The sequence below is a fragment of the Metabacillus crassostreae genome, assembly GCF_016908395.1.
GTDB lineage: Bacteria > Bacillota > Bacilli > Bacillales > Bacillaceae > Metabacillus > Metabacillus crassostreae.
In genome coordinates, this window is sequence record NZ_JAFBDU010000002.1 from 685,307 (window position 1) to 708,134 (window position 22,828).

22 protein-coding genes and 1 riboswitch are annotated in these 22,828 nt (G+C 33.6%); of the genes, 9 read left to right on the forward strand and 13 right to left on the reverse strand.

Features of this window, described 5'->3' with window-relative positions; genetic code table 11:
- The first annotated feature begins 113 nt into the window (after positions 1–113).
- From JOC75_RS10905 to JOC75_RS10920, 4 genes are all read left to right on the forward strand, one after another.
- Positions 114–1,424, forward strand: a complete 1,311-nt coding sequence (locus tag JOC75_RS10905; protein WP_204954068.1) for a globin-coupled sensor protein — start codon at positions 114–116, stop codon at positions 1,422–1,424.
- Between the two features lie 408 nt (positions 1,425–1,832).
- Positions 1,833–3,203: a Na+/H+ antiporter NhaC gene (nhaC, locus tag JOC75_RS10910; protein WP_204954069.1), complete on the forward strand. Its 1,371-nt coding sequence runs from the start codon at positions 1,833–1,835 to the stop codon at positions 3,201–3,203.
- 243 nt (positions 3,204–3,446) lie between these two features.
- A riboswitch (cobalamin riboswitch) is annotated at positions 3,447–3,622 on the forward strand.
- A gap of 136 nt (positions 3,623–3,758) precedes the next feature.
- Complete coding sequence (locus tag JOC75_RS10915; protein ID WP_204954070.1) at positions 3,759–6,044, forward strand: ribonucleoside-diphosphate reductase subunit alpha; 2,286 nt, start codon at positions 3,759–3,761, stop codon at positions 6,042–6,044.
- A 67-nt stretch (positions 6,045–6,111) separates the two neighbouring features.
- On the forward strand, positions 6,112–7,158 hold the full coding sequence (locus tag JOC75_RS10920; RefSeq protein WP_204954071.1) for a ribonucleotide-diphosphate reductase subunit beta: 1,047 nt from the start codon (positions 6,112–6,114) through the stop codon (positions 7,156–7,158).
- Positions 7,159–7,298: 140 nt separating this feature from the next.
- On the opposite strand, the gene JOC75_RS10925 is transcribed toward JOC75_RS10920, so the two are convergent.
- Entirely contained in the window at positions 7,299–7,394 is a 96-nt protein-coding gene (locus JOC75_RS10925; RefSeq protein WP_204954072.1) for a YhdX family protein, read from the reverse strand.
- 244 nt (positions 7,395–7,638) lie between these two features.
- Between JOC75_RS10925 and sda the strand changes: the two genes are divergently transcribed.
- Complete coding sequence (gene sda / locus JOC75_RS10930; RefSeq protein ID WP_204954073.1) at positions 7,639–7,803, forward strand: sporulation histidine kinase inhibitor Sda; 165 nt, start codon at positions 7,639–7,641, stop codon at positions 7,801–7,803.
- Positions 7,804–8,032: 229 nt separating this feature from the next.
- Here the strand turns inward: sda and JOC75_RS10935 are convergent, their stop codons facing one another.
- The 6 genes from JOC75_RS10935 to JOC75_RS10960 form a co-directional block, all read right to left on the reverse strand.
- Entirely contained in the window at positions 8,033–8,452 is a 420-nt protein-coding gene (locus JOC75_RS10935) for a universal stress protein (RefSeq protein ID WP_204954074.1), read from the reverse strand.
- A gap of 228 nt (positions 8,453–8,680) precedes the next feature.
- A complete protein-coding gene (locus JOC75_RS10940; RefSeq protein ID WP_204954075.1) occupies positions 8,681–9,355 on the reverse strand; it encodes an HAD family hydrolase in 675 nt (224 codons plus the stop codon).
- A gap of 103 nt (positions 9,356–9,458) precedes the next feature.
- Entirely contained in the window at positions 9,459–9,620 is a 162-nt protein-coding gene (locus JOC75_RS10945) for a transcriptional regulator SplA domain-containing protein (RefSeq protein ID WP_204954076.1), read from the reverse strand.
- Between the two features lie 771 nt (positions 9,621–10,391).
- Positions 10,392–12,020, reverse strand: a complete 1,629-nt coding sequence (locus JOC75_RS10950; protein ID WP_204954077.1) for an MDR family MFS transporter — start codon at positions 12,018–12,020, stop codon at positions 10,392–10,394.
- A gap of 283 nt (positions 12,021–12,303) precedes the next feature.
- The gene (gene uptA / locus JOC75_RS10955) at positions 12,304–12,897 is read right to left on the reverse strand and encodes an undecaprenyl phosphate transporter UptA (RefSeq protein ID WP_204954078.1); all 594 of its coding nucleotides are present in this window, start codon (positions 12,895–12,897) and stop codon (positions 12,304–12,306) included.
- Positions 12,898–13,156: 259 nt separating this feature from the next.
- Positions 13,157–14,032, reverse strand: coding sequence for a YitT family protein (locus JOC75_RS10960; RefSeq protein ID WP_420828028.1), 876 nt, complete (start codon positions 14,030–14,032; stop codon positions 13,157–13,159).
- A 371-nt stretch (positions 14,033–14,403) separates the two neighbouring features.
- On the opposite strand from JOC75_RS10960, the gene JOC75_RS10965 reads away from it, so the two are divergent.
- Genes JOC75_RS10965 through JOC75_RS10975 form a run of 3 tightly spaced genes read left to right on the forward strand, consistent with a single transcriptional unit; the run spans position 14,404 to position 15,807 of the window.
- Positions 14,404–15,057 (forward strand): cobalamin B12-binding domain-containing protein, encoded by a 654-nt coding sequence (locus tag JOC75_RS10965; protein ID WP_204954080.1) that lies wholly within the window; start codon positions 14,404–14,406, stop codon positions 15,055–15,057.
- A 5-nt stretch (positions 15,058–15,062) separates the two neighbouring features.
- A complete protein-coding gene (locus JOC75_RS10970) occupies positions 15,063–15,335 on the forward strand; it encodes a hypothetical protein (RefSeq protein WP_204954081.1) in 273 nt (90 codons plus the stop codon).
- Positions 15,322–15,807 (forward strand): STAS domain-containing protein, encoded by a 486-nt coding sequence (locus JOC75_RS10975; protein ID WP_239589433.1) that lies wholly within the window; start codon positions 15,322–15,324, stop codon positions 15,805–15,807. The genes JOC75_RS10970 and JOC75_RS10975 overlap by 14 nt, the downstream gene beginning before the upstream one ends.
- 124 nt (positions 15,808–15,931) lie before the next feature.
- Here the strand turns inward: JOC75_RS10975 and JOC75_RS10980 are convergent, their stop codons facing one another.
- From JOC75_RS10980 to JOC75_RS11000, 6 genes are all read right to left on the reverse strand, one after another.
- On the reverse strand, positions 15,932–17,011 hold the full coding sequence (locus JOC75_RS10980) for a DUF3231 family protein (RefSeq protein WP_204954083.1): 1,080 nt from the start codon (positions 17,009–17,011) through the stop codon (positions 15,932–15,934).
- A 247-nt stretch (positions 17,012–17,258) separates the two neighbouring features.
- Positions 17,259–17,909: a class F sortase gene (locus tag JOC75_RS10985; RefSeq protein ID WP_204954084.1), complete on the reverse strand. Its 651-nt coding sequence runs from the start codon at positions 17,907–17,909 to the stop codon at positions 17,259–17,261.
- A 15-nt stretch (positions 17,910–17,924) separates the two neighbouring features.
- Complete coding sequence (locus tag JOC75_RS10990; protein WP_204954085.1) at positions 17,925–19,280, reverse strand: copper amine oxidase; 1,356 nt, start codon at positions 19,278–19,280, stop codon at positions 17,925–17,927.
- Between the two features lie 157 nt (positions 19,281–19,437).
- Positions 19,438–19,566, reverse strand: a complete 129-nt coding sequence (locus tag JOC75_RS24260; RefSeq protein WP_275580300.1) for a hypothetical protein — start codon at positions 19,564–19,566, stop codon at positions 19,438–19,440.
- An 86-nt stretch (positions 19,567–19,652) separates the two neighbouring features.
- A complete protein-coding gene (locus JOC75_RS10995) occupies positions 19,653–20,405 on the reverse strand; it encodes an anti-sigma factor (protein ID WP_204954228.1) in 753 nt (250 codons plus the stop codon).
- The gene (locus JOC75_RS11000) at positions 20,398–20,961 is read right to left on the reverse strand and encodes an RNA polymerase sigma factor (RefSeq protein ID WP_204954086.1); all 564 of its coding nucleotides are present in this window, start codon (positions 20,959–20,961) and stop codon (positions 20,398–20,400) included. The genes JOC75_RS10995 and JOC75_RS11000 overlap by 8 nt, the downstream gene beginning before the upstream one ends.
- 245 nt (positions 20,962–21,206) lie before the next feature.
- Here JOC75_RS11000 and JOC75_RS11005 point away from each other — a divergent pair, with 245 nt between their 5' ends.
- The gene (locus JOC75_RS11005; RefSeq protein WP_420828029.1) at positions 21,207–22,787 is read left to right on the forward strand and encodes a catalase; all 1,581 of its coding nucleotides are present in this window, start codon (positions 21,207–21,209) and stop codon (positions 22,785–22,787) included.
- The last annotated feature ends 41 nt before the right edge of the window (positions 22,788–22,828 follow it).

Below are 22,828 nucleotides of genomic sequence, written 5' to 3' on the forward strand. Positions count from 1 at the left end.
CAACAATATTTAGAAAAAAACATCTATTTACAGAATCCCCTAAAAATATCTAAAAATCAACCGATATACCTAGTAAAGACAATAAAGAATACTTGGGTAAAGGGGATTAATATATGGGGATTCTTCCATTTAAAAAGGATAAAAAGATCGCAGCTTCTACTTTAGAGAATAATAATAGTGAGCTAATGTCACAGGTTTCATTAAGAATTAGTGAACAAGAACTACGTAAACAATTAGATATGACAGGATTAACAAAGGATGATCTTTATCTAGCACTTACGTTAAAGCCTTATATCCAAGAAAATATTGATCATATTGTAACTGCTTTTTATTCTTCATTTGAAGCTAATGAAGGTCTAATAGAAATAATAAATAATTATAGCTCCGTCGATAAATTAAAAGGCACTCTTAAAGAGCATATTTTAAAGATATTTAATGGTCGTTTAGATGATGAAGACGTGATTCGTATGAGAAGGATTGCTCACATACATGTAAAAATAGGTCTTGAAGCAAAATGGTATATGGCCGCATTTCAACAGCTTTTCGCTTCAGTTATTAATACAGTTGAATCTAAGCTTGCAACGAAGGAAGATGTGATTTCTACTGTTCACAGCTTAAGTAAATTATTTAACTTTGAGCAACAAATTGTATTAGAAGCCTATGATAATGAGTATGCGAAACTTCAAGCTGAAATTGATTCACAAAAGGAACAAATTCGTACAAATGTTAATGCACTAGCTGAACAGCTTGCTGATTCTAGTGAAGAAACTAATGCATTTATTCAAGAAATTCTTGCTCAATCAAAGGAAATTGCATCCTATTCAATTGATCGTTTTGAAGTTGCAGCAACAGCTGAGGGGCAAGCACATAATGGTAAAAAAGATTTAGAAAAACAAAATGAATTAATGACATTCATTGAAAAAAGTACAGAAGACATCATTCAGCAAATGAAATCCTTAGAGCAAACATCTGAAAAAATAAATAATGTAGTTGGAATCGTTACATCAATTGCCGAACAAACAAACTTATTAGCATTAAATGCTGCAATTGAATCTGCACGTGCTGGTGAATATGGTAAAGGATTTGCTGTTGTTGCAAGTGAGGTTAGGAAGCTTGCTGAAGAAACAAAGAATTCAGTACAGGGTGTATCAAGCTTAATTACAAATATTCATACTCAAATAGATAGCATGTCAAGCTCTATAAACAATGTTGCTGACCTTACAACGAAAGGCACAACACAAATGAATGAAATGAATTCATTCTTTGATTCAATTGTTGAAATTATGAACAATAATAAACAACAAAGTGAGCAAGCAAAAACAGATTTAACAAACTTCACTAATATCATTAATGATGTATCAAACTCTATCTCTCAAATAGCTAATACTTCTGATAGCTTAAAGCAAATGGCTAAAACAATGTAATTTTTTAGGCTATTTAGGATTTGAAAAGGTAAATTCCAATAAGCTTTTGCGTGAATTCACATATGAATTCACGCTTTTTATTTTTGGTGAATAAGTAGTATTCTTAAGATTTTTTATTACATATCTAAGAAAAAGGAGCGATTAAATGTTCGTGAAGAATACTTACACTGTCAAAAATAACCTTGTTTTAAATTGTTACATACTTAAAGGAACACTTTCAATTATATTAGTTCTTCGTTTTTATTTTATAATTTTCAAAATAATTGGTATATTAAAAAACCAATATACTTCTAAAATTCATGAAATTGCCATACATTAAATAATGTAATTGACTTAATTTATTAGATTGATATAATACTTTTATACAAGAAAGCAAAAAAGCGTTGAAGCTATAAAGGAGTATCCATCATGAATCAACACAAGAGATTATTTAACTTTAAAGAGGCTATTTTTATTTTATTTTTAATTTTAGGTATTATTTATACAAGCTTATTTATCTGGAAAACAGAGCCACATATTTCATTACTTATTTGTTTAGTTGTTGTTGGTTTTTTAGCTTTACTAAAAGGTTATAAGTGGAAAGAACTAGAAGTAGGGCTTGTAAAAGGAATTCAAAATGGTGTCCAGCCTATACTTGTTCTCTCTTTAATTGGTATTTTAATTGGGGCATGGATGAGCAGTGGAACCATACCAACTGTAATGGCATATGCCTTAACTATTATTAATCCTAATTATCTTTTAATTACTTCATTATTTTCTTGCATGATCATCTCAAGTCTTGTTGGTAGTTCCTTTACCACTGTAAGTACTGTTGGAGTTGCCTTAATGGGAGCAGGAATGGCACTCGGCTTGCCAATAGAATGGGTTGCAGGTGCAGTAATTTCTGGTGCTTGCTTTGGTGATAAAATGTCGCCAATGTCAGACACAACGAATTTTGCGTCAGGTGTTTCGTCTGTAAAATTATTTACCCATATTCGTCATATGACCCACACAACAATTCCAAGTATTATCATTACAACCTTGATTTTTTTCATTCTCGGACGATTAGCAGTAATTGACACTGCTTCAATGGATGAGACTACAAATATGGTAAATTTAATAAAAGAACATGTATCCATTAGTAGTATTACATTATTATCCCCTATCTTAGTAATTATTCTAGCTATTAAAAAGGTGCCGGTTATTCCTGCATTAGTTGTTGGTGTTTTAACTGGCGGGATGACAGCCATTGGTTTCCAAGGGGTTGATTTCGGTGAATTCCTTCAAGTTCTCCAAAATGGTACTGCATTTCCTATCGATCATCAAGTTGTTAGCAATATGTTAAATCGCGGTGGTTTACAATCGATGATGTGGTCTATTTCCCTTATCTTGATTGCATTTGCATTTGGAGGTCTTTTAGATTCGTTAAAAATCATTTCTACCTTATTAAATGGAATCATAGATAAAATTAAAACCAAAGGACAGCTTATCTCCTCTACTGCTGCTTCTTCTGTTGGTGTAAATCTACTAACTGGTGAACAATATTTATCCATTCTAATTCCTGGTCAATCGTTTAAAGACTTATATGACAAATTAGAAATTGATCGGAAATATATGTCTCGTACATTAGAGGATGCTGGAACTTTAATTAACCCTTTAATTCCATGGGGTGTTAGTGGTGCTTTCTTTGCTCAAACTCTTGGCGTACCAGTTGTAGAGTTTCTACCTTTTGCCTTTTTCTTATATCTATCTTTTTTCTTTACACTTGGATTTGGATTTAAAACAAAAAACCGGGCTTAAAGCTTGGTTTTTTTTCATTGAAAACTTTTTACTTAGTCAGGTTTTCCTAAAGACTCTATTACTTTCTTTCATTGTTCCATCAAAAAAATCCTTATGATGCACTTCTCCATTATTCTATCAATCACGATAATTTTCGACATTTAGAAAGTATTTGTTGATAAATTTACCAAGGTGCTTTATTATGTAATATAGAAGAATAATTCACTATATATTGACGGATATACCAAAAAAATAACTATATATTGTATAAACTGAGTTTTAGGCGCCTATGAGGCTGAAATGGGAATCTGGTGAAAATCCAGAGCTGTCCCCGCAACTGTAAATGTGACGAACTGAGAAAACCACTGTACATATGTATGGGAAGGACTCAAAGTAGGATGAGCATAAGTCAGGAGACCTACCTACTACTTATGAATGTTTCAATTTCTTCGGGGACTGAGAGGATGGGACGATAGTAAGTAACTATGGGTATGTCTACCCTTCTCTTCCTTATCTGTCGTTTTATCTTGTCTGTCCTTAAAAGAAAGATTAATACGAACTGATGGAGGAATACTAATGACTACTGTAACAACCCCAACAATCATCGATCAACTAAATGGTGATGAAGCTTTTGATATGGACAAGCTTGCATCATTTATACACAATATACAGCAACAATTCCCCTCTCTTGAAATAGAGCATTATTTAAATCGAATTCAAAATACAATTTCCCAAAGAGATTCTTATACTTCTGATCAGCTAACAAACCTACTTATCTTAGAAGGTTTATCTCAAATCAATGAACAAGATCCCGATTGGACGTATTTCTGTGCTCAAATTTATTTATCAAAGCTATATAAAGACGCTGCATCCAATAGAGGCTATAACAAAGAAGACAAATATGGTAGCTTATATCATTTAATTTCTACACTAGTTGAAAAAGGTCTTTATCATCCAAAATTACTTAAGGAATATAGTAAAGAAGAAATTGAACAAATTGGATCTTACATTAAACCAGAACGAGATCAATTATTTACATATATCGGAATTCGAACATTGGCAGATCGTTACTTAACACGTGACTTTTCTAAGAGTTTATACGAACTACCACAAGAGCGCTTTATCATTATTGCCATGACTCTTATGGCCAATGAAAGTAAAGAAAGACGCTTAGAGCTTATTAATCAAGCTTATTGGGCAATGAGTAATCTTTATATGACTGTTGCTACCCCTACTCTATCAAACGCTGGTAAACCTATTGGACAGCTTTCTAGTTGTTTTATAGATACGATTGATGATAGTTTACAAGGGATTTTTGATAGCAATACAGACATTGCAAACTTATCAAAATCAGGTGGAGGAATTGGCGCTTATTTCGGTAAAATACGTTCACGTGGCAGTGATATTAAAGGCTTTAAAGGTGTTTCATCAGGTGTTATTCCTTGGATGAAGCAACTGAATAACACAGCTGTAAGTGTTGATCAACTAGGCCAAAGAAAAGGTGCAATCGCTGTTTATTTAGATGTATGGCATAAAGATATCTTCTCATTCCTAGATTCAAAGCTTAATAATGGTGATGAGCGCATGAGAACACATGACTTATTTACAGGTGTTTGTATTCCAGATTTATTTATGGAACAAGTTGAAGCTCGTGCTGATTGGTACTTATTTGATCCACATGAAGTCCGTCAAGTAATGGGATTTAGTATAGAAGATTACTATGATGAAGAAAAAGGAAACGGTAGCTTCCGCGATAAATACTGGGAATGTGTAGAAAATGAGCAGCTTTCTAAAGAGAAATTACCAGCTATTGATATTATGAAACGAATTATGATTAGTCAATTAGAAGCTGGAACTCCATATATGTTTTACCGTGATGAAGTTAATAGAAAGAACGCCAACTCACATGTAGGAATGATTTATTGCAGCAATCTTTGTACAGAAATTACACAAAATCAAAGTGCAACAACAGTTGAAGAGCAGTTCACTGAGGATGGAAAAATTATCACTGTAAAAACACCAGGTGATTTTGTTGTATGTAACCTATCCTCTATTAACCTTGCAAAAGCAGTGACTAATGATGCTTTAGAGAAGCTAATACCAATACAGGTCAGAATGCTAGACAACGTTATTGATTTAAATACAATTCCTGTTCTTCAAGCAAAGCTAACAAATGCAAAATACCGAGCTATTGGGCTAGGAACTTTTGGATGGCATCATTTATTGGCTCTAAAAGAATTGAGATGGGAAAATGATGAAGCTGTTAACTACGCTGATGAATTATATGAAAAGATCTCTTATCTAACAATTCGAGCAAGTATGGAGCTTTCTAAGGAAAAGGGTTCTTATTCAGTATTCAAAGGCTCTGACTGGGAAACTGGTCGTTATTTTGATAAAAGAGAATATACATCAAATACTAGTAAATTAGATTGGGATGGTTTACGTCAAGAAGTGATGGAGCACGGTGTACGAAATGGCTATCTAATGGCTGTAGCACCTAATGCATCAACATCTATTATCGCAGGAAGTACAGCTAGTATCGATCCTATCTTCCAAAAGGTCTATTCGGAAGAAAAGAAAGACTATAAAATTCCAGTGACTGTTCCTGACTTAAATTCAACAACAACATGGTACTACAAATCTGCTTATTTTATTGATCAGCAATGGAGCATCAAACAAAATGCAGCTAGACAACGCCATATTGATCAAGCGATCTCTTTTAATCTTTATGTACAAAATACAATTAAAGCAAAAGAATTATTGGATTTACATTTAGCAGCCTGGAATAATGGCTTAAAAACAACGTATTATTTACGTTCAACATCAAGTGAAATTGAAGAATGTGACTCATGTGCTAGTTAAAAACTCAGCACATGAGTTTTTACCAATGTAGTAATACAAAAATCAACAACATAAAAGGTGTGATATAGTGAAACATACTATCTTAGAAAAGCGTAAAATTGTTGATGCGGATGCTCCAAACCGTTCAACAGGAATTATCAATGGCTCAAGCTCAAATATTTTAAACTGGGATGATGTTGCGTTTCCATGGGCATACCCGAGATATAAGAAAATGCTAGGGAATTTTTGGACTCCTTTCGAAATAAATATGGCACAAGATATCAAGCAATACCCAAGCTTAACAGATGGGGAAAAAGAAGCATTTCTAAAAATCATTGGTTTATTAGCACTTCTTGATAGCATTCAAACTGATTATGCTGGTAAAGTTGCTGACTATGTTACAGATTCAAGTATAAATGCGTTAATGATCATTCTTGCTCAGCAAGAGGTTATTCACAACCACTCTTATTCTTATGTTTTATCAAGCATTGTTCCAAAACAAAAGCAAGATGAAGTTTTTGAATATTGGAGAAACGAACCCATTTTGCGAAAACGTAATGAATTTGTTACGAACGGATATCAAGCATTTGCAGAAGAACCTACTGTTGAAAACTTACTAAAGTCAATTGTTTATGATGTTATTTTAGAAGGTCTATTCTTCTATTCAGGATTTGCATTCTTTTACAACCTTGCACGTAATCAAAAAATGGTTGGTACAAGCACAATGATTAACTACATAAATCGAGATGAACAAATTCATGTAGATTTATTTGTACAAATTTTCAAAGAAGTTTTAAAACAATATCCTGAATATGATACAAAAGAACTCGCTACATTTGTTCAAGAAACCTTCATTCAAGCAGCAGAACTTGAGATTGAATGGGGAAGATTTATTATTGGCAACAAAATGGATGGTCTGAACATGCAGGATGTTGAAGATTATATTAAATTTTATACAAATGTTCGTTGCAATCAGCTTGGTTATGAGCGTCCTTTTGAAGGCTACCGAACAAACCCTCTCAAATGGATTAAAGCCTATGAAGAAGTAGACTTAGGGAAATCAGATTTCTTTGAACAAAAATCAAGACAATATACAAAGGTTAACCATGCTGATAATGGTTTTGACGACCTATAATAAAGTGTTTTCCTAAAAAATAACCTATTTAGAAAAGTTAAACAAACGTTTAATTAACTATTTAGGAGTTATTTCTGTCTAACATCAACCATTATAAAAAGGAGAACGATCACCATCGTTCTCCTTTGTTTGTTTTCTATTTAATTTTCATCTTCTTCTAAACGTGTAGCCTCAAAAATCTCTTCATCTGTTTCTACCTTAATACGTTCTTCCACTCGGATTCTACCTTTTCCCATTAAGATATCCCTCCTTTTGAAAGCTTACTTATATTTTAATAGATTTGTGCTGACAATGAAACATATCAAAAGTACCAATCTGTTTATAAGTAAAATTTCTCGCATAATTTCTACAATTTCTACAATTTCTTACACAGTTTTTGTTTAGAGTTCTATGATTCGTGGTATAAGATTAATAGATTATGCTTAGCTAGGTGATCGTTAATTGCTAAATTAATATCAAGGAGAAAAAGGTGGTCTTAAATTGAGATTTTTCAAATTATCAGACAAGACACTGTTACATAGTTTTGAAGAAGCTAGTAGATTACAGATGAATCCTGAATTTATCAAGATGCTTGAAAAAGAGATAACTGAAAGAGGTTTACATTTACCAAACACTCTTATGAAGCAATTAAAAAGAGTTAATTGAATGTTTAATACGGCTGCCCTAAAGTGATTACTTCTTTTGATTAGGTCAGCCTTTTTGTTGTTACTTTAGGCTCTTTTCTGAAAGATTGTTGCTATGTAACTAAATATGCAGTAGAAACAGTGTATATTCGCATATAAGGCTACCTTTTATGAAGAAAAGATGCCACTAGACTTCATACTCTGCTGATTTCTTAGGGCATTTAAATGCAACAAAGTTTGCGAGAACAACCTTATTTTACAATCATAACCGGACATTCTACACGTTTAGCCACCTTATGACTAACACTTCCTAGCACCATTTCTTGTAAAGCATTTAAACCTCTACTTCCTACAATCACTAGATCAAACTCTTCTTTGTTCGCATATTTAACAATTTCTGGACCTGGTTCACCTTTTAGCATCTTTATTTTAAATGCAATGTTTTCTTTTTCAAGTAATTGTTCTGTCGGTCTAAGCTTACGTGTTCGCTTTTCATTAATTGCTACTTTATCTCCAGCTGATAAAACATCTGATTTTGATGTTGTACCATCCACAACATATACTACTGTAATCATGGTATCTGATGTTAATTTAGCCATATCAGCTGCTTTGATTGCCGCCCGTAAAGCATGATCTGATCCATCAGTTGCTAATAATATCTTTTTAAACATCTATATCCCCTCCATCATCTTTTCTATTATTTTACATGATAAGACACTTTAATATTTATAGTCTAGCAATTATTAATAGAAGATCATTTTTATAAATCTACTATTAATGAGAATTATTGATAAATAGGAGCGCGAAGCCTTGTGAAGATTGAAACTCCCTTTGTTGGTATTAAGGATAGCAAAGATTGGAACCGAAAACTTGTCAACAGTATGAACACAAGCTAATTATTACTGATTAGATTGTGTATTATCACTCACTATATCAAGAATCTCTATCAAATCATCGATCATATAATCAGCAGCAACATACTCATATTGATTGGACTTTTTCCAAATTGTTTTTAGTCCAAGCTTACTTGGTGCATAAATATCATTTTCAGGATGATCACCAACAAAAATACTTTCATGTGGAGATACATTTAAAAGTGACAATCCTTGTAAAAAGATGTTTGGATTTGGTTTCTTAATTCCCACATTCTCAGAAATTATAATACTATCAAAATAAGTCTCTATCTTTAAAGCTTTAATATTGTCCATTTGAAAAGTTCCAAATCCATTTGAAATGATTCCTAGTTTATAATTCTCATTCCTAAGATTTTCTAACAACTCATGTAAATGCTCAAAACCTATACAATGAAATTGAAAATATGTAAGATAATCGTCTAAAAGTTCTTCTGCAGTTATTCCTTCAATACTAAACTCTTCGACAATTTGTTTATATACTTTATCCTTCCACACATATCCATGATCATCTAACTGAATAAATCGTTTAACATAATCATCTATATGTATATCACTTAAATATGTAGACAAGCGCATGTGTTGATCATATATAAATTGTTTTACTGATTCATCACGATTCAATAATGTTCCATCCAAATCAAAGAAAATTGCTTTTATCATTTATCCAGCCTCCTTTTATATTTAGTCAATTTTACCATAAAGTTCCTTTATTATATCTAAAATCAAAAAAACGTTCAGTTTCTTCTGAACGTCTCCACGCTATTTATTCTGATGTTTCTTCAGTAGTTGTCATATCTTCATTTGATAGCAAATGAAATGATTGATTAAGAATTAGTGCCGAACTATTTTCTTCTTTTGGATGCTGAACAACCTCCGCTTGTGCAAAGACTTCATTATTGTAAAATTCTTGATCTTTATCGCCCATTATTGTCATCCTTTCATATTCGAAATATATTCAATGCTATTTTCCCCGTCTTATTCTCGCTTTATGTAGAGCTTCTTTCAGAATACAACTTATCTATGCCTCATTGCATGCCATGTTTTCCTTTTTATCGACCATCATCATTATCTTTCACGCTATTCGCAGCAATGCATGTCATTCTCTCTACTTTATCGACCATATTCTCTTGTTTATCGACCATCATTATTACCTTTCACGCCATTCGCAAAAATACATGTCATTCTCTCTACTTTGCCGATCATATTCTCTTATTTATCGACCATCATCATTACCTTTCACGCCATTCCTGATAATGCATGTCATTCCCTCTACTTTGTCGATCATATTCTCTTATTTATCGACCATTATCATTAACTTTCACGCCATTCGCGATAATGCATGTCATTTCCTTTACTTTGTCTACCATATACTCATTTTTATCGACCATCATCACTACCTTTCACGCCAATTGCAAAATTGCATGTCATTCTCTCTACTTTGTCGACCATATACTCTTGTTTATCGCATCATCACTAATATTCACGCCATTCGCAGTAATTCATGTCATTCTCTCTACTTTGCCGACCACATCCTCATTTTATCGACCATCATCATTATCTTTCACGTTATTCGCAGCAATGCATGTCATTCTCTCTACTTTAGCGACCATCACCATCACCTTTCACACCAACCGCAAATACACTAGTCCACCCAACACTTTAATAACACAAAAAAAAGAGAGCATCTGCCCTCTTTCTAAACTGGTTGCTTCGTCAATTTTACTTGCTTCGTTTCTGTTTTATCTGGTTCATTAACTGGGTCGCTAGAGCTTCTTAACGGGATTTCTTTTAAGAAGAATGTTAATAAAACGGCAACAACCATGATTAATGTTGCTGTCATAAATACTCCTGATAAAGCAAAGCTTAGAGAATCTTGAAGCAGGTTAATAATTTCCCCAAAGAATGTGGTCATACTTTCAGGTAGACTTTCCTGAATTTCAGTCAATTTTTCATGATCTAATAGTAATTGTGGATTTTGTAAGGCTGTTAATTTTTCTTGCATTTCTGCTGGTGCAGCAGCTGCCTGTTCACTTACAGTCTTAAATGATTCAGTCATTTTGGTTTCCATTCTTTGATTTAACACGGTTCCCATTATTGCGACACCAACAGTACCTCCAATTGAACGGAACAGCTGTGATGTAGCTGTTGCTACTCCCAAGTAACTTTGTTCAACTGCATTTTGAACAGTTAATGTAAATACTGTCATACCAACACCAAGACCAAGTCCAACTAGCACTAAATATAAAACTAAAAGCCATTGAGATGTTTGAGCATTCATTGTTGTAAATAAGAACATTCCGACAGTTGTGATTAATAACCCAATAATAGCTTGAGTTTTATATTTACCTGTTTTTGTAATAATCTGTCCACCAATTGCACTTGCGATAACTAACCCTAGTGTCATTGTCATTGTGATAAAACTTGAATGTGTTGCAGAAAATCCTAATACACCTTGAACAAAATAAGGAATGTACATAACACCGCCAAACATTGCTACACCGATTGCAAATGCAATGATATTTGAGATTGTAAAAATGCTATTTTTAAACAAATTCAATGGCATAATTGGACTTTTTGCCTTCTTTTCAGCTGCTATGAACAAAATCAGTGAAACAATCGCTCCTGAAAATAATGCAATAATTTGTGCAGAGTTCCAATCATATTTTGTTCCTGCCCATGAAAACGCTAATAATGCAGGTACAATTGTGGTTGTTAAGAAAATAGAACCAAGATAGTCTACAGTTTCGCCAGCCTTTTTCTCTGCTTTCGGGAAAAGCTTCCAAATTAAGCCTGCAGCAACAATTCCTAAAGGTAGAAAAACCCAGAAAACCCATTTCCACTCTAGATTATCAACAATATATCCCCCTAGTGTTGGACCAAATACACTGGAAATACCAAATACTGAAGCCATTGCCCCTTGCCAACGTCCTCTTTCACGTGGAGCAAATAGATCTCCTACAGCTGTAAATGCTGTTGACATGATCATACCAGCACCTAACCCTTGAATACCTCGATATGTGATCAATTGTATAATGTCTTGTGATAAACCTGATAAAAATGCACCAACCATAAAAATGAAGATACCAATTAATATAAATGGTCTTCTTCCATAAATATCAGAAAGCTTACCTACAAGTATCGTTGTAATTGCAGATGTTAACATATAGATGGTAAATACCCAGCTATAATAATCCAGTCCACCTAAATCAGCGATTATTTTTGGTAAGGCATTTCCAACAATTGTTTGATTTACAGCTGCAAAAAACATAGCACCAATAACTGCAATCATAATGGCTACTTTTTCTTTTTGACTTAAATGTTCCATCTATCTCACCTCAAATTAATATATATAATTAATAGTTAACTTAGTTAACTATATAACCATTTAAAAAGTGGCTTTTAATTTACCACTGATTTTATTCCTGATATATAGTTAACTTTCTTAATATTTTTCTTTGTTAACATTATGTTATTATATTCTCTTCTTTTTATAAATGCAATGAGAAATATTTCATATCACAATACTACTTTCAAAGTCTTTTATTCATTATTATTATCATCCACTAATTGTTAAAACTAAAAAAACTAACCAAACTGGCTAGCTTTTCTTATGTATTCTTCATTTGAAATCTCTTCGTTAAAAAGTAAGCAACAAACATTAAGCAGGAAATACTGATTAAAGGAATTAAAAATGGTTTAGCTGCTTCTTTTATATACATCCAGTTGCTTCCTAACTCCATCCCTAAAAATATAAAGAAAATAGTCCAAGGGATCATGGCCGCAACAGTGTAAATCGTGAATTTCCATATAGACATCTTAGCTATTCCTGCTGGAATACTTATTGCATGCCTTACGACAGGAATAAACCTTGCTCCGAAAATCACACCTGACCCATATTTTTCAAACCATTTTTCAGATAAATCAATATGATGATTCTTAATTAATAAAAACTTACCATACTTCTTAAGAAAAGGACGCCCACCTATACTCCCGATCCAATACAGTATTAATTGGGCAACAGTTCCACCGATAACCCCTGCAACAATTGCACCGATAAATCCAATTTTACCAAGAACTATCATATATCCACCATAGCCTAATACAATTTCGCTAGGAATAACCTCAAGCATTAAACCAATTGCTATCCCTAGATAACCAAGGTTTGTTAACCATTCCAATACATCTACAATTATTGCTTCCATTAAACTTCACACCCTTAAGAAAAATGTACAATCTTGTCCATCTTCTATATGAATATGAGAAAGGTAGCAATAATATTAACCAATTTCTTAGAACCTTTCTATAAAACTTAACGAGATTCATTATAAGTGAAAAATCTCTATTCTCTCAGCTGCTGTAAATTCTAAAGAAAAGAAAGTGTCTGAACCTACGTAGGAAAGTTATGCGAACACGACCTATTATAGAAAAAAACTCTGTGTTCATTTCCACAGAGTTTGTAAATTAATGAATATCTTTTTTCTTGAATCTCCCGCCCCTTACTTCTGCAATATTTGCTACTGCCAAGAAAGCTGATGTGTCGAGATCCTCTACGATTGATTTTAGCTTAGCTTCTTCTAAACGAGTGATCACACAGAAGATGACTTTTTTGTTATCACCGGTATAAGCACCTTCTCCGTTTAAATAGGTTACACCTCTTCCAAGTCGCGCGATAATCGCATCACCGATTTCTTGATATTGCTCACTGATGATCCATGCTGATTTTGATTCATCAAGACCTTCTATAACAATATCTATCGTTTTAAAAGCAACAAAATAAGCAATTAGTGAATACATCGCTCTATTCCATCCAAAAACAAAGCCAGCACTACCCAAAATAAAAATATTGAAAAACATAATAATTTCACCAACTGAAAAAGGCAGCTTTTTATTGGCAAGTATAGCTAGTATCTCAGTACCATCTAAGGAACCACCGTATCTAATAACAATTCCAACACCAATACCTAAAGTAATTCCACCAAAAACAGTAGCTAACAAAACATCCTCAGTAAATGCTGGTACAGGATGCAATAAAACTGTTGCTATTGATAAAATTGAAATGCCAAATAAAGTTGATAAAGCAAATGTTTTACCTATTTGCTTGTACCCTATAAAGAAAAATGGAATGTTAAGTAGAAAAATAAACAAACCAAGCTTCCAACCAAGCAAGTGAGAAAGGATGATCGATATACCAACAATTCCTCCATCGATAACTTGATTAGGTACCAAAAAGATTTCAAGACCAACTGCCATTAATACAGCGCCTATAAAAATGAATAGAACTCTTTTTAGAATTTTAGATTTAGGCATACCTTGATGTTTTTTAATTTGCTTTTTCATTTCCTGTTGAACCTCTAACGGAACCTCAGTCATAAAACTCCCCCTTTTTTTATGAAGCTCTCTATAGTTATCTTTGTTCTAGCGTACATGAAGTCTAATACATATGTAAAAATTCAATTCTCACCTTGATTACCCTATATCCCTTTAAATTTGTAAATTCATCTCTATTTATTATAACTCACTTTTTTTCAATAGTTGATTAATACGAATTTCCCTTTTCAGGACATGCTTTTTTGTAGTATGATTAACACTTCATTTTGAATATGCAGCTTTTTTAGGACCAACAAGTAATAGAGAAATTATGATAAAATATAATTATTCTGACTCAATTAATGAAGCCTTTGTGAAATTGTATAACTAGAGGTGATAACATGGCTTGGGAAGTTGAAGAATTTGCTCGTTTTCTTCTTAATGGTGATGAAGATTCTGCCTGGGATATCGCAATCTCAAATGTGAACCGTGATGAAGGTAGGACCGAATTATTCGAAGAATTAATAACGAAGTCCTTGCAACTTATAGGATATTTATGGGAAACCGATCAAATTACTGTTGCAGATGAACATCTTGCAACTTCAACCTGTGAATATATTTTAGCGAGATTTCATAATTATATGAAAAGAGAACAAAAAATACGACAATTCTCAGAAAAGAAAGCCTTGTTTTTATGCTTAGAAAATGAGCAACATGATATTGGTCTTAAAATGGCTTCACAGCTTTTTGAAGAATATGGTTGGAAAACACGACTCTTAGGTGCAAATTTACCTCTAGAATACGCTCTAAAGTCAGCTCGACATTGGAAACCACATGTGATTGGTCTTTCCTTTTCGATCTGGTACCATGCAGAGATTCTAGCAAACTATATACAAGAACTTGAAGAGCTTCCTCATAAACCAATAGTAATAGTAGGTGGAAGGTTATTATCAAACTATGATTTTTCCACATACTGTTCTGACAAAACCCGCTTGTTTCCATCTCTTATTGAACTTAAAGCTTGGCTAATGGAACATTCAGTACAAGGAGTGTAATTCAAATGTCAGCAGTTAAATATATCCCTATGAATTATTTTCTACTTAATACAGAGCTTACTATTATTGAGTATTCAGATCTTGCAATTGAGACCTTTGGGGTTGGTACATGTTTCTTAGATTTAATTGATCGGGAAAGTAAGGATAAAGCAGAACGCATCCTTACTTCAAACGAAACGAAAACAACAGAATTAGTGATGAAAACATTCAGTTCACCTTATTCCCTTTTTAAAGTGAAAATTAATTGGGCAAACTCAGTTGGACATGTTTTGTATTGAACAGGATCAGCGTATTCAAGAGCTAATCGATGCTGTAGACAAGCATCGATTACGTCTAGCAGAGACAAATTTTGAATTGCTTGAGAAAAAAGAGCAGCTTGAGCTCTCACTTACACTAATTAGTGAATTATCTGCCCCTTATATTTCGATTACAAATCGAATTGTCCTAGTCCCACTTTTCGGTCATTTAACTAAGGAATTAATTGATCATAATAGTCTTCGAATTTTACAGCAAATTAATAATAGTGAAATTGAGCGAATTTTATTTGATTTTCATGGAATTGGAAATGTAGCAACTGAAGGAATATTAGCATTACGAAATTTACTAACTGAAATATCACTTATGGGAGTTCTCCCCTATATCATCGGCTTACATCCAGATCATGCGAAACTCATACATAAGAGTGGAATAAAAACAGATTCCTATTTTATGAAGAATCTTAATGATGCAATACGTAATTTTATTAGCTGATTTTTTTCTTTAACCTAAAAACAAACTGGATTTTCAAAAAGAGGAACTTTGAAAGCAATTTACCACATTCCTCTTTTTTCTAAGGTTGTAGAAATTCTTTTGCGTAAAATACTTTATGTATTCGTTATTCCTCTGTATTCGAATTAGGTGCTTCTTTCGAGAGCTTTTTCCGATCGGCAGCCCTGGGCGGTTCTTCAAGCCAGCCATTTCCAATGATTAGATTTACTCCATCATTTGCATACTTTGCAATATCTGCTGTAAGAATAGCCATATTTGCATGTAAATCATGTCTCATCATTTTAGAAACCGCTAATCCATAATTTGAAATCCCGATAGTGTTTGCAAGTGAAGCATGATACAGCATTAGCTTATCTGAAAAAGGTGCTGATGTAGAATCACTAACATGAGCGTCCATAGAAGAAGGAACAGGTAAATTATCACTCATCAAAAACTTAGCCAATTGTTTAATTTGTGTATCAGCAACCTTTGCTCCTTGCTGAAAGTACTTACGTAATTTCTCAGATGATGCTACCTGACTAAACCCAAGCATCAATGCTTTACCTAATATATTTGAATTAATATTGATTTGTAAATGTTTGATTTCTAATGCTGTAAGAGGTCTAAATTTACCAGCAATCAACGAAATAAATGAATCTTTTTCAATAAAATTCACTTTTTTTGGATAAGGAATTGTAGGTGGAGTCAAATTTATCCCCTTAAGAAGCATTAAATGTAATCCTTTTTCAAATATAATTACCGTGTCATCTAAACACATCTTAAAGTAGCCCAGAATGTCTTGTCTATATGAACTAGAAAGTGCATTACCATATGTAACTAGAGCTGCTCGTGACATCTCTACAACATAAAAAATCATAAAAATATCACTAAACAATCTTGGAGCACCTTTTCTCACATCTTGTTCTCCAAAACCAACAGGAACAACGATATGTTCTTTCTCAAAAAGCTCTTCCATCTCACTTAAATGTTTTTTGGAGGTTTCCAATGCAAATTCAAGATATTCTTTTGCTTCATCATCTTTAACTACTTGAAGATGGTGCTCGAAAACACAACAAGATAAAGAATCTCCCATATAGTTAGCAAATAAATCGCCTAGTTCTGATGAAAGTAACTTTTGATTTTGTTGATATTCTCTTACTCTTTCCATAACTTCTTTATCTCTATTTGATGATGTGTTTGATTCCATTAATTAATATCCTCCCAGTGAAGCTTTGGAAGTAGTATTGGGTTAATTTCTAAAAAATATGTTAAATATGGATATTTTTTAGAAATTAACCTAATTTAATGAAATTCGCACCAAACATGTACCATTCATTAAGAAAAAGTAATACTGACCACTAGCGCTGTTACTATACTTGCTATATAGGTAATAAAACAGCCTTATAAAATGTTAAAGGACGAAATCAACAAGATTTCGTCCTTTACTAAAGCAACTATACATTATCTTTTAGAACTGTATAAACAACTAATCGTTCTTCATGTGTTCCTTTTTCTCTATTAAATGATCCTGTGCACGTAATAAGGTTTAGCTGACTTCGATAAGAAAATCCAAAAACCTTATCTACCGGAGCAGATTCTGTTACATAGCTTTTCTTATCATATACAACAAAGGTGAGAGACTTCCCATCTCTATCTGCTACAATAATTTCATCACCTTTAGCAAGCTTTTCTAAGTAATAAAAAATAGCAGGACCTGTTTTGCTGTCAACATGGCCAGCTAGAACTGCATTACCTTGCTCTCCAGGCATTACACCTTCTTTAAACCAACCAACTTGATTAATGTCCTCTGGTACGCCCATTTGACCATTATCAAGTAATCCTACTTCTTCAATTTGAGCTTTTACATTAATTGCAGGAATCGTAATCTCAGCTGGTTTTATCTTTTCCCTTATATCCTTAATAATTGGTTCATCATTTTTCACTTGAGTATTTTCAGTCTTCACTACCGAAGAGGTTGGATCCTCTGTCGTTTCAGCTTCATGCAAAACAGTCGAATCTTCCATCTTGGATTCTTTGATAGAATCATTTTGCTGACACTCAGTAAAAACTACCAAGAAAACCAATGCATAGATTACACGCCACATTTGCATTTCACCTCATTAGTTTTGTTGAAGTTTTTTACGTATGACTAAGCCCATACTAGCGAAAATAGCCATAATTAACCCAAAGACAATATAATTCCCCATCATACTATCAGCTGTGCCACCCATACCAGTTTTCGGCATTTCGTCAGGCATCATTGATGTGAACTTTTCTGGGAATTGATCAACAAATGCTCCTGATAATCCTTTTGCAGGATTTAACATATGTCCGTATGCTTCTCTAATAGAATCATATGCTTTTTCATAATCACCTGCAACATAGAAGTCAAAAGCCGCAATTAGCTGCTCAACATGCATTTGTAAACCATCTGCAAGAGCATCAGATTTTAAGCGCCCATCTGTTGCCGTTTCAAGGAATGTTGAGAATTCTGCACGATAGCCATCTAGATTCTCTAATGCCTCTTTCTTTGCATTTTCATCATTTGCTCCTGTTGCTTTTACATAATCAACGAAGAAGCCGATGTGATTTGACCACATTGTTTTAAATTGTTCGCCAGCTTCATCTCCATACACAGAAGCAATTGCTGCAGTTAAATCCTCTGTATTAGCATTTAATGCACCTGCTGCAGCTTCAAAATCCTCTGCACCATCAGCACCTTGTTGCATAGCTACGACAGCTAGCCCTGCATGCTCTGTTAATAGATGATTTAATGTAGCTCTCAAATCTACAGCTGGTGTTACTGCTTTTGTTGACTCAAATTTCTCTGGAAACTGATCAGTAATTGCGTTAGATAGTCCTTTTGCTACCATATGCATATGGTGGATTGCTTCTCTTTCATATTCATAAGCTTTTTCAAAGTCCTTTGCCAAATAGCTATCAAATGCACCTACTAATTGATTTACATGCATTTGTAATCCTTCAGCAAGACCACTTGCTTCTAACCGCTTACCTGTTGCCGTTTCTAAGAATTGTGAAAATTTCTCACGATAAGTATCTAAATTATTCAGTGCTTCTTCCTTTTTCGTTTCATCATTTTCTGCTGTTGCTGTTACATAATCAACGAAAAATCCGATATGTTCCTCCCACATTTGTTTAAATTGTTGTCCGGCTTCATCACCATAAACAGATGTAATTGCGTTTGATAAGTCGACTGTATTTTCATTTAATGCCCCAACAGATGCTTCAAAGTCCTTTGCACCTAATGCTCCGTTTCTCATTACCTCTACAGCTAAGTATGCATGCTCACTAAGTAAATGACCTAATGTTGAGCGAAGTTCTGCAGCAGGAGTAGCTACTGCCTCACTACCACTCATTTTAGTATGGTTTACATGATCATGTGCAAAAGCTCCTTGAACTGGTACTAGTAACGATAAGCTTAATGGAATTGCTAATAAAGATTTGTTAAGTTTCATTTTAATTTCCCCTTTCACGTTTTCTATTAAGCTAACGAACTAGTTTTTCGTTTGGATCACTTTTTTCTAAAAAGTTTTAAAAAATTTATTTTTCGAGATAAAAAAGCTTGAGTTTGCCTCATTACAGAGACCACCTCAAGCTTCTTTCACTTACTATTTATTTACCCTTTTTTTCATTATGCTTTCTTTCTGCTAAATCATTTCCGAAATCTTTATCGGTATTAATTGCGTCACTTGCTTTTTTCATTTTTAATTGTTGATTTTTATGACTATCTCTTTGAGCCATTTAAAAAACCTCTTTTCTTTTGATTATTCTTCTTCAAGAACTTATTTTGTACAATAAGAAGAATATCATTCTCGAGAAAGGTATTTTTATATTCCACCCGCTAGAACAACTTTTCCTTCTGGTAACGGTAAATTTTCTTCTTTTTCAACAGTGATCGCTACTGTATCCCAATTACCTTCTAACTCTTTTAATGAATAAGATAACGTTCCCTGACCAGATTCATTCGGTTCAAAAGCACCAGCAGGATAAGGCTGTTCTCCTTCAATCACCCAAACCTGATATACCTCTTCATCACTTAGCATAGGTAAATTGGATGCTTGTAGTAAAAGAGATTCTTCATTGTTAGTAGTTAAAAGTGAGACAATTGCAACAGCTTCGTTACTTTCATCAACAGGTAATAAAGTTACTTGTGAAGAAGGCTTTATTTCAGTTATCCCAGATTGAGTTTGTTGATTTTCTTTATTCTCATTATATAAATAGGCATTTGTTATAAGAGAAAGTATTAATGCTGCAGCAAGTGAAGGTAATACAAATCTTGGTATTTTTCGTTTATTTGGTTGAGTCATCCCTATTTGTTGAGTAATTCCACTTTCATTATGCTGAGGTACATCTTCTTTCTCTTCTTGGAAAATCTCATCAAATATTCGTGCTTTCATATCCTTTGGTACATCAACGGCTTCAGAAAGGTAAGGTAAATCTTCCGTTAAACTAGTTAGCTCTTCTAATTCAAGTTGACACTCTGCACAAGTCTGTAAATGGAGTTCAAAAAGTGCCATTTCCTCATCTGTAAGTGTTGAATTAAAATAGTCAATTAGCTCATAACACTTTTCGTTACTCATGTGATGTCCCCCCTTCCTGATCTAACATTTTCCGTAAATGCTTTAATGCAATTCGAATTCTGCCCTTTACTGTTCCTAAAGGTAATTCACATTGATTTGCGATCTTTTGTTGGCTCAAGCCCTTGAAATAAAAGAGATTAATTATTTGTTGTTGATCTTCCTTAAGGTTGCTCATTGCACGTTGTATGTTAATTTTTTGTTCATTCCATTCTATTTTTTCTTCAACTGAAGCTTCATCCTGAACAAGTGAATCTTTATCAATTATTTCTTCGTGAGTATGTCGTTTCCTTTTTCGTATCTCATCTATTGCTTTATTTCTTGTAATCGTTAATAGCCATGAAGAAAATTTACCTTTACTTTCCTCATAGACATTTGTACCATTCCAAAGCTTCAGAAAAACATCCTGTATAACTTCCTCTGTTAAAGAAGCATCATTTGTTAGACGATAAGCAAAGGAATAAAGTAGCTTTTCATAACGATCATACAAAGTTTCAAAAGCAATGCGATCTTTATTTATAGCTTTCCTATATAATGACGCATCATCATTTTGGATCATATGAATCTCCTTTATCTTAATATTTTCTCTAAGAATATCACATTACCAAAAGATGATAATAGATTTAACTGTTTTCTGGTTAATAAGTATACGAATTAAACGTTCATTTAGATCATCCTAGAAAAAGAAACCATCTGTATAATCTTTCCTATTTTAGTGAATAAATGTATCTGTTGATTTATTTTGAATAAGGAGGCAATACATTGGACAAGGATCGATCTAATAATGAAGAATTTGGAACATCTATTGAAGGTGTTGGTGACTCATTGGATAACCGGATGGGTAGTAATGAAAGTGATGACACATTAACTAATAGACAGGGACATCCAGTAACAGACAATCAAAATGTGCGTACTGTTGGTAATCGTGGTCCTACAACATTAGAGAATTATGATTTTTTAGAAAAAATTAGTCATTTTGATCGTGAACGAATTCCTGAACGCGTTGTACATGCTCGTGGTGCTGGTGCACATGGTTATTTCGAAGCTTATGGATCTTTTGGTGAAGAAGCTATCTCAAAATATACTCGTGCTAAGCTTTTCCAGGAAAAAGGTAAGCAGACTCCTGTATTTGTCCGTTTTTCTTCTGTGATCCATGGTGGTCACTCACCTGAAACTTTACGTGATCCACGTGGTTTTGCTGTTAAATTTTACACAGAAGACGGTAATTGGGACTTAGTTGGTAACAATCTGAAAATTTTCTTTATTCGTGATCCACTAAAATTTCCTGATCTTGTTCATGCATTTAAGCCTGATCCTGTAACAAATATACAAGATAGCGAAAGAATCTTTGACTTTATAAGTCAAACTCCTGAAGCAATGCATATGATAACATTTCTATTCTCACCTTGGGGTATTCCAGCCAATTATCGTGAGATGCAGGGATCTGGTGTTAATACATACAAATGGGTTAATAAAGATGGAGAAGCTGTTCTTGTTAAGTATCACTTTGAACCAAAGCAAGGTATTAAAAACTTATTACAAAAAGAAGCTGATGAAATTCAAGGAAAGAATTTTAATCATGGTACACAGGATTTGTATGAAGCAATTGAGCGCGGAGATTATCCTGAGTGGGAGATGTTTGTCCAAATTTTAAGTGATGATGATCATCCTGAACTTGATTTTGATCCATTAGATCCTACTAAAATCTGGCCAAAGGATCAGATACCTTGGGTACCTGTGGGTAAGATGGTATTAGATAAAAATCCAACGAATTATTTTGCTGAAGTAGAGCAAGCTGCTTTTGGTACTGGTGTATTAGTTGATGGCTTAGACTTCTCAGATGATAAGCTATTACAAGGAAGAACCTATTCTTATTCAGATACTCAGAGATATCGTGTAGGTTCAAATTATCTGCAACTACCTATTAATTCACCGAAAAAACATGTGGCTACAAATCAACGTGATGGTCAAATGGAATATAAAGTAGATATGGGTAAACAACAAAATCCCCATGTAAATTATGAGCCATCAATTCTTGGTGGGCTAAAAGAAGCTAAACAAGATGGAAAAGATCATCAACCACATGTTGAAGGCAAACTAGTTCGTCAAAAAATCGATCGTGAAAATAACTTTAAACAAGCTGGTGAAACATACCGTGAATTCTCTGATTTAGAGCGTGACGAGCTGATTATGAACATAGTTGAAAATTTAAAAAATTGCCAACAGGAAATCAAAGAAACAATGGTAGACATGTTCTACAAATGTGATGAAGATTACGGCAAAAGAGTAGAACAAGGCCTTAAAAACGCAAAAATGACTGACACAAAAGCTGAATCAGCAGTACAACAAGCTGAAAATGAAGGTCACTCAACAGATTCTTATTAAACAAAGGGTCAGTCCCTCACCACTTTAAAGTGGTGAGGGAC